This window comes from Sporosarcina sp. Y352 (assembly GCF_056786535.1).
The window spans coordinates 202,409-214,141 of record NZ_JBXCJE010000004.1 but is presented as its reverse complement, the minus strand read 5'-3'; the positions used below and the strand labels follow the sequence as shown (position 1 = coordinate 214,141).

General features: G+C 43.7%; 10 protein-coding genes. 8 read left to right on the top strand and 2 right to left on the bottom strand.

What is annotated here, in order from left to right; genetic code table 11:
* Positions 1–321: 321 nt before the first annotated feature.
* Together AC1TO6_RS08610 and AC1TO6_RS08605 are read left to right on the top strand one after the other, a co-directional pair.
* Positions 322–867, top strand: a complete 546-nt coding sequence (locus tag AC1TO6_RS08610; protein WP_482101190.1) for an RNA polymerase sigma factor — start codon at positions 322–324, stop codon at positions 865–867.
* Between the two features lie 96 nt (positions 868–963).
* On the top strand, positions 964–2,424 hold the full coding sequence (locus AC1TO6_RS08605) for a phospholipase D family protein (RefSeq protein ID WP_482101189.1): 1,461 nt from the start codon (positions 964–966) through the stop codon (positions 2,422–2,424).
* Positions 2,425–2,541: 117 nt separating this feature from the next.
* Here AC1TO6_RS08605 and AC1TO6_RS08600 read toward each other — a convergent pair whose 3' ends face one another.
* Together AC1TO6_RS08600 and AC1TO6_RS08595 are read right to left on the bottom strand one after the other, a co-directional pair.
* The gene (locus AC1TO6_RS08600) at positions 2,542–2,727 is read right to left on the bottom strand and encodes an SE1832 family protein (protein WP_482101188.1); all 186 of its coding nucleotides are present in this window, start codon (positions 2,725–2,727) and stop codon (positions 2,542–2,544) included.
* A 23-nt stretch (positions 2,728–2,750) separates the two neighbouring features.
* Entirely contained in the window at positions 2,751–3,827 is a 1,077-nt protein-coding gene (locus tag AC1TO6_RS08595; protein ID WP_482101187.1) for a PseG/SpsG family protein, read from the bottom strand.
* A 1,147-nt stretch (positions 3,828–4,974) separates the two neighbouring features.
* Between AC1TO6_RS08595 and AC1TO6_RS08590 the strand changes: the two genes are divergently transcribed.
* The 6 genes from AC1TO6_RS08590 to AC1TO6_RS08565 all read left to right on the top strand — a co-directional run bounded on the left by AC1TO6_RS08590 (position 4,975) and on the right by AC1TO6_RS08565 (position 11,700).
* Positions 4,975–7,149 (top strand): DNA topoisomerase III, encoded by a 2,175-nt coding sequence (locus AC1TO6_RS08590; RefSeq protein WP_482101186.1) that lies wholly within the window; start codon positions 4,975–4,977, stop codon positions 7,147–7,149.
* A 101-nt stretch (positions 7,150–7,250) separates the two neighbouring features.
* Positions 7,251–7,853, top strand: a complete 603-nt coding sequence (locus tag AC1TO6_RS08585) for a hypothetical protein (protein ID WP_482101185.1) — start codon at positions 7,251–7,253, stop codon at positions 7,851–7,853.
* A 62-nt stretch (positions 7,854–7,915) separates the two neighbouring features.
* Positions 7,916–8,407, top strand: a complete 492-nt coding sequence (ybaK, locus tag AC1TO6_RS08580) for a Cys-tRNA(Pro) deacylase (RefSeq protein ID WP_482101184.1) — start codon at positions 7,916–7,918, stop codon at positions 8,405–8,407.
* Positions 8,408–8,504: 97 nt separating this feature from the next.
* Entirely contained in the window at positions 8,505–9,137 is a 633-nt protein-coding gene (locus tag AC1TO6_RS08575; protein ID WP_482101183.1) for a YczE/YyaS/YitT family protein, read from the top strand.
* Positions 9,138–9,224: 87 nt separating this feature from the next.
* Positions 9,225–10,292, top strand: coding sequence for a hypothetical protein (locus AC1TO6_RS08570; RefSeq protein WP_482101182.1), 1,068 nt, complete (start codon positions 9,225–9,227; stop codon positions 10,290–10,292).
* A 217-nt stretch (positions 10,293–10,509) separates the two neighbouring features.
* Positions 10,510–11,700, top strand: a complete 1,191-nt coding sequence (locus AC1TO6_RS08565; protein WP_482101181.1) for a glycine C-acetyltransferase — start codon at positions 10,510–10,512, stop codon at positions 11,698–11,700.
* Positions 11,701–11,733: the final 33 nt, after the last annotated feature.

The following is an 11,733-nucleotide window of genomic DNA, read 5'->3' as shown; positions in this document are numbered from 1 at the left end:
TTATGCCCGTCGTATCTATTCGGCCGCTTTCGCTTTTCTTGTCTAGCTTCAGCGGCCAGATGCTAGAGGCTCACAGGATGTGAGTTACGCAGTCGTTGCCGCAGGACGCGGCGATCTTAGACTGTGAACCTTGAAAGTCGTTCTGGCTGTGCGGCAAAGTGCGCCACTTCGCCAGACCGTCTTATGCCTGTCGCATCTATTCAGCCGCTTCCGCTTTTCAAGCTTACATCTTTGTAAGTGTACTGAAAGAGAATACGATGGTTTGAAAGGTCTCAATTGTTGATAATGAGAACAACAGATAGAAGACGGGAGCGTTATATTATGAACTTAAATCTTAATGGGGTGCATGAAGAATACGGACGTTACATATATCATCTATGCCTTAAGTTGACGCGTAACAAAGAAGAGGCAGAAGACCTCATGCAGGACGTATGGGTGAAGGTCGTACGGTACAGCAATCGCATGGACGACGTTGAACATATGAAAGCATGGTTAACAACCATTTGCATGAATACATTCCGAGATCGGTACCGGAAAGACGTTAGAAGAAGTAAACATGTGATGAACCAACCGGAAACGTTGGATGTGCCTATTTTAGATTTGGTTCCAAGTGACAGTCTGACTCCAGCGGAATTACTTGAGCGGAATGACATTCAATCCATCGTTCAACAAAAAATAGGTGAACTTGATGCCATTTACAGAACAACCATCGAGTATTTCTATGTCTATCAATATTCATTGATTGAAATTGCAGATGTGATGAAGGTCTCAATCGGTACAGTGAAATCCAGACTGTTCCGTGCTAAAAAGTATTTGAAAGAATTAATGATTGCAGATACAGCGGTGCAAGACTACGTCACTGCCTAAGAGCGCAGCCGAATGGGCTGTGCTTTTTGTTTGTCGAAAAGCAAAAAGGGGAATCTAGTTGTAAGTGATAGATTAAGCTGAAAAGAGGAAATGCCCATGGAAAAGAAAGAAAAGAAAAAGGGATGGAGCAGGCGGAAGCGGGTTGTCCTAATTGTGCTGTTACTGTTTGTCCTAATTTACATAGGTGTAATCTTATGGAATACATATAAACCGCTTCCCGAAGGTATTTCTTTCGAGGGAGATATCCACTGGACGGACGATGTTGAAATGTTTACTGATTTGACATATGCACAAAATAAAGACAGGGATGGTATGGTGCATGAGCTTGCAATTTTCGATGAAGTTTACCAAATGATTGACCGGGCTGAGCAATTTATCGTACTCGATTATTTCTTATTTGATCATTATGTTGATGAAGACGTAGAGTTTCCTAAAATCGCACAGACAATGACTGAGAAACTGGTGGCAAAAAAGGAGAAAAATCCAGATATGCCGATTATTTTTATCACGGATCCTTTGAACACGGGATACGGTTCTTACGAAATGGAATGGTTCGCAATGATGGAAGACGTTGGGATTGAAGTCGTCTACACAGATTTGGACCCGCTTCGCGATTCAACGCCAATCTATTCAGGGCTTTACAGGATGCTATTTCGTTGGATGGATTTTGAGAAAACAGGATGGATTGCAAATGCCATGTCTAGTAAGGCTCCGAAAATGACACTGGCTTCCTATATAACATTACTAAACGTTAAAGCGAATCACCGGAAGACTGTCGTAACGGATAAGGAAGCACTTGTTTCATCGGGGAATCCGCATAACGCCAGTGGGTTTCATGGGAATATCGCATTGAAGGTAAAGGGGGCTATCATGAACGATATTTTAGAAGCGGAAGAAGCAATCCTTCACTATACGAATGGAGGGACATTGCCGCGCGTCGAAGAGCCTGAGCCAGATGGTGGAGAATATGCCGTCCAGTATTTGACTGAGAAAAAAATACTAGATGCACTTCTTGCTGATATTGCGAAATCACAAAAAGGAGACAAAATTCGTCTCGGTATGTTTTTCATCTCAAAAAGGGACCTAGTAAATGCCCTCGTCGATGCGGCGAATCGTGGGGTGGATGTGAAAATGATTTTGGATCCGAATGAAAACTCCTTTGGCAATGAAAAATCCGGGTTGCCGAACAGGCCTGTTGTGCAGGAAATGGTGGAGGATTCGGATGGGAAGATCGATGTCCGTTGGTACAATACGGTAATTGGGCAGTATCATACGAAACTGGTTGTCGTCCAAACGAAAGATGAAACGTATATTTCGAACGGATCTGCCAATCTAACGGAACGCACGCTTGATGATTATAACTTGGAAGCAAATCTACGGGTTATTGCAAGGAATGACAGTGAGTTAACTGGTGAGATAGACACTTATTTCGATAGACTATGGAACAATGAAGATGCGTTGTACACGCTTGACGTGGAAGAGTACCAAGATGGATTCACATTCTTCCAACGCGGTATTTATAGTCTACAGAAGCTGTTTAAACTGACGAGTTATTGAGTTTTTATATGTATAAATCAAAAAGACTATCCCTTGTTATTCATAGGATAGTCTTCTTTTTGAGCTTTGAAAGTATAAGTTTCTCACCTGGAACAGTGTCTAGACTCCAGCGCTGTGTTATTCAAACTCGTCAAGTTGCTTATTCAGTTCTGCGAGATTATTTTCCATTGTCGCAAGACGAAGTTCGGCTTTTTTGACGTAACTATTATTGCCTGTCGATTCGAGTTTCTCGATATCACCTTGTAGATTAATATAGTCCATTTTGAGTTCAGCAATCGCTGATTCCACTTGACGTTTGTTCATAGAGTAAGGCACCTCGTTTTTACTCAGTGTAGCATATCAAACGTCTTTTTTCCTGCTCCGCCACTAGTATTACGCTTCGGGTATTCAAGATAATAGCGAATTGCTTCACAGACAGCGTCTTTTCCGTCGCCCATTCCGAGTGCAGCTTGGCGTGCAATCGCTTTTTTTCGTAGCGGATCGTGCAGCAATGGTTCCATGATGGCGTTCAACAGGCTGGACTGTTTCACTTTACGGCCGAGGCCAAGATGTATGAACCCGTGTTGGTCTTTTGGAAATGCGAGTCCCAGCTCGAAGTCGTTTTGTGCGAGGACGATGCAAGGGATGCCAAGTACCGCGACTTCATATGGCATGTAGCTAGATGCGCACAAAATAATATCTGCGGATGCATATATCTCTGCAGTATTGTACGGATGCTCTACAACAGCTGTGTTGCGTCTCCCAAGAGCCATCATCTGTAGTGCACTCGCATCGTGGGAATAGTGTTCACCGATGAGAACCGTCACTTTTAGTGGAATCTGAAGTTGCATAATGTGTCGCAATGCACGGTAAGTCAAGTTTCCCAAGTCCTCATCGCCGAATGTGATGACGAGATGGGGGAGAGGGCCGGACTGGCCTTTGCGAAGACCGATATGTTTATATGAAGCCATTTGTTCGTCGCCAATGAAGCTCTCCCATCCAAGCACATAATGGTCGGGAACACTATCATTTGTTTCGGCATACAGAGTCTGAAAAACCAGGTCCGCACTTTTACCGCCATCACCGAAATCATCGAAATGGATGATGGAGGGAACAAGCTCAGCAATCTTTTCAACTTCTTCTAGTATTGTTGAGCCGCTATCACGTAGGAGTAAGTCTGGTTTAATAGTTGCAAGTGCCTGTAACAAAAGGTTATGCGTTTCGGTAGGCACTGATTTAAATCCCTTAGGTACCGGAGGGGAATCCGCACCACAAAGGAAGATGATATCTGTTTCTTCAGCCAAAGTTTTTGCAATCATGGCTGCTCTGCGTGCGGGGTATGTCCCCTTTCCGTCCGAGCTGGAAATATGGATAGCTACGATTTTCTTTTGTTGTTCGTTTATTGGAATCACCCTTTCATGCAAATTGTTAAATTCATCCCTATTACCATATGTATTGGACGAATGAGTTATGTATATATCTAATAGATTGAAATGAATGATATGGTAAACTACGGTTTTTTTACTATATATGTTGAGATAAAGAATCCAGTTGAATCCGCTGCGGTGCTCAATATTCAGAAGTAGTTGTGATTCGGAGTGTGGATTGTAGACTGCTTGGCGCTTTGGGGATGCCTCTGGCCCTGAGCCTGGATTAGCGCTTCGCATCCAGTCTCACGGCTTCGGCGACCCCTTGTCGCGCCTGCGCTAGGGTGTACATTATTGAGGGTGTGTTGTGGTTCGGAGTGTGGATTGTAGATCGCTTGGCGCTTTGGGGATGCCTCTGGCCCTGAGCCTGGATTAACGCTTCGCATCCAGTCTCACGGCTTCGGCGACCCCTTGTCGCGCTTGCGCTAGGGTGTACATTTTCAGGGGAGTTTTTATTTTGAGATGTATAGACTGAAATTATAATGTTATCGCTATTTGATACTAATTTTATTCAAGAAAGGTGCATTATAGATTGCAAGTCTAATCCTCAACAACGAAATTGACTCTCTAACAAGACCATCCAGCGAAGGCGCGACTTCGTGGTAGCCGGAGCGATAAGACTGAAAGCGGGCTCCTTTCCGGCTTATCGCGGGAGGCATCCACAAAGCGCCGAAGCGGTATTAGAGGGATTTCTAATTCTGTCCATTGTATTGGGGCTGATGTTAAACGCATTCGATTGGTTTATGTACAGTATTCTATATTGCAACCTAAATAGTAGTGAATTAGATAGGTTGTAGGTTTAAACCCCGATAAAGAAATGTGCTTTCTAACATAGACCATCTAGCGAAGGCGCGACTTCGTGGTAGCCGGAGCGATAAGACTGAAAGCGGGCTCCTTTCCGGCTTATCGCGGGAGGCATCCACAAAGCGCTGAAGCGGTATTAGCAGAATTTCTGATTCACTCTTATCTCTTAGGACTTTTCCAGTGATCTCCTGCATTCATTTGTTCAACTTAGACAGATATGGAAAATTACCTACTTGGTTTAGGAGCGATTTTCTCCCTAAAGAATCCGGTTTCATTCGCCCGACATGCATCCCTTCACGTTCTACCGTATAATTGAACTATGAAGAAAGGGGAAATACTTATGTCTAAATCACTTGTACTAGCTGAAAAGCCGTCCGTGGCTCGCGATATTGCACGAGTGCTTGGTTGCAATAAAAAAGGGAACGGATTTCTTGAAGGCACAAATTATATAGTCACATGGGCACTTGGCCATCTTGTGACACATGCAGATCCAGAAGGCTATGGCAATGAATTCAAAGAGTGGAAGCTCGAGCACTTACCGATTATTCCTCAGCCATTCAAACTGGTACCGATTCGCCAAACGATGAAACAATTCAATGCGGTTAAAGCACAGCTGAATCGCAACGATGTGAAGGGTATCATTATCGCGACAGATGCGGGACGTGAAGGGGAGCTTGTGGCACGCTGGATTTTGGAACAAGCGAAAGTCCGCAAGCCTGTCAAACGGTTATGGATTTCATCTGTCACCGATAAAGCCATCAAGGACGGTTTCAATAACCTGAAAGACGGTCGTGCCTATGAAAATCTATATCAGGCGGCAGTAGCTCGTGCAGAAGCGGATTGGGTTGTCGGTATTAACGCGACGCGTGCGCTGACGGTGAAATACAATGCTCAATTGTCGACGGGACGCGTTCAAACCCCGACACTTGCCATGATTGCAGAACGGGAAAATCAGATTCGAGACTTCAAGCCGAAATCCTACTATGGCATGCAGGCATTGACGGAAACCTCGAAATTTACTTGGAGCGATTCAACAGGTCAAACACAGTCGTTTGATAAAGAAACAGTCGAAAGGTTGCTTGGTAAAATCGATGGAGTGAATGTAGGAAAAGTAACGGACGTGAAAACGACACCGAAGTCACAGCCGGCACCGCATCTTTTCGATTTGACAGAGTTGCAAAAAGAAGCGCACCGCCGTTGGTCATGGTCTGCGAAAGAGACACTATCAACGCTGCAGAATTTATATGAGCGTCACAAAGCGGTAACATACCCGCGTACCGATTCGAAGCATCTAACATCGGATATGGAAAGCACGTTGAAAGAGCGCATTAAAGCTGTGGATATCGGACCATACCGTAAGGCGACTAACACATTGCTGCGTGCAGGAACTGTAAAACCGCAGAAGGGTGTCATTGATGACAAACGGGTTTCAGATCATCATGCTATTATTCCGACAGAGGAAACTCCGATTCTTCAAAACTTGTCTGATAAAGAGCAGCGTTTATATGACTTAATCGTCAAGCGTTTTCTGGCTGTTTTCTTCGGTCCGTTTCGTTATAACCAAGTGACGGCGGAACTCGCAGTAGGTGGAGAAATGTTTAAAGCAAAAGGCCGTACAGTTACGGATGAAGGATGGAAAAAAGTTTATTCGACAGAGGAAGAAGAGGCAGATACAGATACACTTCCTCCGTTTTCAAAAGGCGAGGAAGTGAAAATCCAGGCAATCGTTATGACGAATGGTCAAACGAAACCGCCTGCGAGGTTCAATGAAGGGACTTTGCTCGCAGCAATGGAGAATCCTTCACAGTTCATGCAAGGTGAATCGAAAGAGCTCATTAAAACAATCGGTGAAACAGGCGGACTCGGAACGGTTGCAACACGGGCTGATGTCATCGAACGGCTTTTCAACTCATTCGTGATGGAGAAAAAGGGCAATGATATTTATACGACGTCCAAAGGGCGCCAACTACTTGAACTCGTTCCGGAAGATTTAAAGTCACCCGCATTGACGGCGGAATGGGAACAGGGACTGACGAAAATCGCCAATGGTCAGATGAAAAAAGAAGAGTTCATGAAAGATATGATTGGTTTTTCAAAACAGACCGTCACTGAAATTAAAACAGATGATAAAAAATACAAGCATGACAATGTTACAGGCAAAGCTTGTCCTGAATGTGGAAAGCTATTGTTAGAAGTTAACGGTAAGCGCGGTAAGATGCTTGTCTGTCAAGACCGTGAGTGCGGACACAGGAAGAACGTCTCCATGCTGACGAATGCCAGATGTCCAGTTTGTAAAAAGAAATTGGAGATGCGCGGAGAGGGAGATGGACGGATTTTTGTCTGTAAATGTGGGCACCGTGAGAAGTTATCGGCATTTGAAAAACGCAGGGCAAGTTCGGGCGGCAAAAAAGCGGACAAACGTGATGTCCAGAAATACATGAAGAAACAGGGCGCGCCAGAAGAGTTGGAGAATACTGCAATGGCGGATGCGCTAAAGAAACTATTCGATAAGTAATACTAGCTTAGCGCTTTGGTTGGGTTTATCAATCTGTAATAGTCGGGTATAATATTGTTACTAGAATTTTGAGAATAACACTGAATTGGAGGTGAAGTTATATGAATGCCGTTATGACTCAAGTGACAGCGAGTGATCCTATCCAGCGATATGATACATTGAGGCGCAGAAATGCAGAGAATGCTTACAGTCGCAATGTACAATATAATGGTCAGAACCAGAAGACAGTTGAAAATCTGGAAGTTTTATTGACTGAGAAGAAAGAATCAGGAATCGTTCACACAGAGCGTCAAGAATTTCAACGACTTAACGGAGGGCAAATGAAGCAAATCACATTGCCGATTGGAAAAACCCTTGAAGAAACGATTGACGTTTGGAGAAGTGTGCGGGCTGAAGCGATTTCAGAACCTGAACCGACGACGGCCGATTACCAGCTAGCAGCAACAGCATCGGCAAAAATCATGCGGACAGAAGCTCAAATAATGCTACACAATCGAGCACAATCTGAAATTGAGTCTGCAACTGTACGTGAAGAAGCTGAGTCAGTAAAAATGGCATCCATGGAACTTCCCTCTGCTCTCGATCGTGAAGTACTTATCATGCAGAAACGTTATGAACAGGCGATTTCATCTTACTCTTTCCAAGTTCAAATGAAACTGAAAGGATTCGAAAATGATCAACCTAGTTTCTATAAAATTGCATGATGAATACGTAAGGTCGCCCTTCAAATGGCGGCCTTTTCATTTTAGAAAGGACAGATGAGCGGATGGCTAAACAGAATAAAAAAGTGAAAACGAATGCAGTACGCATTTTGGATGGGGAAAATGTATCCTACGAATTGATGGAGTATGAAGTGAACGATGGATTGGTGGACGGTATTTCCGTTGCGGAAAAAACGAAGCAATCCGTCGAGACAGTTTATAAAACGCTGGTTACAATTGTAGGACCTCGGGAACTATTGGTCTTTTTGGTGCCCGTAGCTGCAGAATTGGATTTGAAAAAAGCTGCAAGGGCGTCAGGTGTGAAAAAGCTCGAGATGCTTCCTTTGAAAGACTTGACGAAGGAAACGGGCTATGTACGTGGAGGTTGTTCGGCAGTTGGGATGAAGAAAAAGTACCCGACGTTCATCGATAAGTCGGCAGAAAGTCTAGAATGGATGATTGTCAGTGCAGGCAAACCCGGCTTGCAGGTGAAGCTGATTCCGGAAGAGCTGTCTCGTGTGACAGATGCATCTTTTCACGACATTGTGAAGGATTAATAATTTCAAGGACATGAGGCGTGCTATAATGAATAGACAAAGAGGACGGCATTCACGCAAGGTGTGAATGTCTTTTAGTATGGAAAGAAGGACTTATATGAGAAAGATATTAATATGGAGATGGGCATTCTTTTTTATAGGAATGATGATCATGTCACTGGGTATTTCAATGACGATTAAAGGTCAAAAACTTGGAATTGCTCCGTGGGATGTATTGCATGTTGGATTGTACAAAAACTTCGGTTTGACGATTGGCACATGGGGAATTATTACGGGATTCATTATTATCATTGCAACTGCCGCTGTTTTGAAAGAATGGCCGAAGATTGGCACATGGTTGAATATGATTTCAATTGGTCTATTTATCGATTTATTCAATTGGCTGCTGCCGGATATCACATCGTTGGGTGCGCAAATACTTATGTTCTCAGCGGGTGTAATTGTTATGGGATATGGCATTGGGATTTATATTTCACCAAATATCGGCGCGGGCCCACGGGATAGTCTTATGCTCGTCTTTGTTCAGAAAACAGGGGCAAGCGTGAAGAAAATCCGGACGACACTCGAAGTCGTTGTAGCAATCGTCGGATGGCTATTTGGTGGTCCGGTTGGAATCGGGACGGTACTAATCGCGCTATTTTTAGGACAGGTCGCCCATTATACTATGCCGCAAAGCCGGAAGTTTTTGATGAGAATTATAGGTAAGAGTGAAGAGGAAATAACATTCTGAAAAAACATTTAAGCATGTGCTGCCAAGCCGTGCTTTTTTTTATTGTCTGTGCATAGGTTAATCGTATGTACAGAAAGGATGATACGCATGAATGGAACGATAACCCAATATATGGGGACAGCCTATACAGGTGCGGGAATCACTCACAAATACGACAATCTGATTACAGCTGCCTCACAAACGTTATTTCTAAAATGTCCTCCGACAAACGCAATTTCAACTGTGTTGAATGAAGTGGCGGCATATTACGTTAAACAAGGCTATAATGTAGAACGGTTCATGGATCCTGTACAACCTGACAAAACAGATGCAATCTATATAAAAGGACCGGATGTGCTGATTCTTCAAGCTTCTCATCCGGTTGCACTCGAGCCGACGGATATTGGCGGTAAACACAAAGTGATCAGTTTTTACGATGTGTATGATGAAGTGAAATTACGCGAACAGAATGGTTCGATTGTGAAATTATTGAAAGAATCGGGTATTGCTCTAAAAAAAGCGTTGCAGTCACTTGAGGATGCAAAAGGAATTCATGACGATTGGGAAGCAGTGAATATCAAACGAATGATGTGGGATGTCCATGTGCATCAAATAGAAGCGCTGAAAGAAGAACTGTTTGGGAAGATAAAGCTAAATAAGGAAACCGCTATTTCCCACAGACTAATCGGATCGCTGACATCTGGAGGGGCAAAGGATTTCATTACCTCCATTACGAAACGAATAGAAAGACGTATTCTTATAAAAGGACTGCCGGGAACAGGAAAATCGACGCTTATGAAAAGTTTAGGAGCTGAAGCGGAAAAACGCGGATTTGACGTCCAATATGGCTGGTGTGGACTAGATCCATCAGGAGTTGATCTCGTATTATTTCCTGAGCTATCGGTTTGTCTGATTGATGCAACCATGCCGCATGTTTACGACTTGGAGCGCCCGGGGGACGAAATACTTGACCTTGTGCGTATGTGTGAAGAAGATGCAGGGGCAGAAGAGGAGATTGGTATAATTCGTGAAGTCTACGCAGAAAAAATGCTTGATGCGACTGGCTATATGCAGTCCTATGCACAAGCTGAGAACAGCATGAAAGTCATAATGGATTCCGCGATTATCACCCCTGTATTCGAGAAAAAAACAAATACACTTCTGGATTTGATTTAATTTCATTCAGAAAATCATTTTTTACTGAAAGTGAAGTTTCAGCTATAGAAGTCTCTCACTTAAGTTATGCCTTCAGGGAGTGGAAAGGCGACGCCAACCCAAGTGCATCCTAGATCAATCACAGCGAGGCGTGATTGATCTAGGATGCACTTCATTCTGCGACAGGGCCAGTCGTATGGTAAAATGAAGGTATCATTTGTTTGAAAGGAAGATTACTTTGTCAAAAGTACTCCATGCATTTTTAGAGGAAAATTTAAAAGAGCTTCGTGATCAAGGACTTTACAATGAAATTGATCCTATTGAAGGACCAAACGGCCCCATTATTAAGATTAAAGGTAAAGACCTTATTAACTTATCCTCTAATAACTATTTAGGACTTGCAACAGACGAAGATTTGAAAAAGCTAGCAATTGCCGCGACTGAAAAATACGGTGTAGGAGCAGGAGCGGTCCGTACCATTAATGGGACGCTTGATATTCACGTTGAGTTAGAAAAAAAGCTTGCTGAATTCAAAGGAACGGAAGCTGCGATTTCTTACCAATCAGGCTTCAACTGTAATATGGCGGCAATTTCCGCTGTTATGACAAAAAAAGATGCGATTCTTTCGGATGAATTAAATCATGCTTCGATCATTGATGGCTGCCGCCTTTCCGGTGCGAAAGTCATCCGAGTCAAACACCAAGACATGGACGACCTCCGTGCCAAAGCGAAAGAAGCGACGGAGTCCGGTCTATATGAAAAAGTAATGTATATTACAGATGGCGTATTCTCAATGGACGGCAATATTGCCAACCTTCCTGGAGCCGTCGAAGTCGCGAAGGAATTCGATTTGATCACGTATGTCGACGATGCGCACGGTTCAGGCGTTACCGGTAAAGGGAAAGGAACCGTCAAACATTTCGGTCTTGAAAAAGAGATCGACCTTCAAATGGGTACTCTGTCAAAAGCAATCGGCGTCGTTGGCGGCTACGTTGCAGGTACGCAGGAATTAATTGATTGGTTGAAAGTCCGTTCACGTCCATTCCTATTCTCCACGTCACTGCCTGCAGGAGATATCGCAGCAATCATGGGCGCGTTGGACAAGATATCAGAATCGACAGAGCTACATGATAAACTTTGGGAAAATGGAAACTATTTAAAAGCAGGGCTTAAGAAATTAGGTTTCAATATTGGTGTATCCGAAACACCCATCACACCATGTATCATCGGTGAAGAAAAGCTGACACAGCAATTTTCAAAACGCCTAGCTGAAGAAGGCGTCTACGCCAAGTCGATCGTCTTCCCGACGGTCGCTAAAGGAAAAGGCCGCGTCCGCAACATGCCGACCGCTGCACATACAAAAGAAATGCTCGACGAAGCACTTGCGATTTATGAAAAAGTCGGTAAAGAACTCAATGTAATTTCATAATAAAGATTGAATCCCAGGTGGCGCACATGAGCT

Excerpts from the sequence above, each read along its gene's own strand:
- AC1TO6_RS08600 (WP_482101188.1), bottom strand. The coding sequence starts at position 2,727 with ATGAACAAACGTCAAGTGGAATCAGCGATTGCTGAACTCAAAATGGAC.
- AC1TO6_RS08610 (WP_482101190.1), top strand. The coding sequence starts at position 322 with ATGAACTTAAATCTTAATGGGGTGCATGAAGAATACGGACGTTACATA.
- AC1TO6_RS08570 (WP_482101182.1), top strand. The coding sequence starts at position 9,225 with ATGAATGGAACGATAACCCAATATATGGGGACAGCCTATACAGGTGCG.
- ybaK (WP_482101184.1), top strand. The coding sequence starts at position 7,916 with ATGGCTAAACAGAATAAAAAAGTGAAAACGAATGCAGTACGCATTTTG.
- AC1TO6_RS08585 (WP_482101185.1), top strand. The coding sequence starts at position 7,251 with ATGAATGCCGTTATGACTCAAGTGACAGCGAGTGATCCTATCCAGCGA.
- AC1TO6_RS08575 (WP_482101183.1), top strand. The coding sequence starts at position 8,505 with ATGAGAAAGATATTAATATGGAGATGGGCATTCTTTTTTATAGGAATG.
- AC1TO6_RS08605 (WP_482101189.1), top strand. The coding sequence starts at position 964 with ATGGAAAAGAAAGAAAAGAAAAAGGGATGGAGCAGGCGGAAGCGGGTT.
- AC1TO6_RS08590 (WP_482101186.1), top strand. The coding sequence starts at position 4,975 with ATGTCTAAATCACTTGTACTAGCTGAAAAGCCGTCCGTGGCTCGCGAT.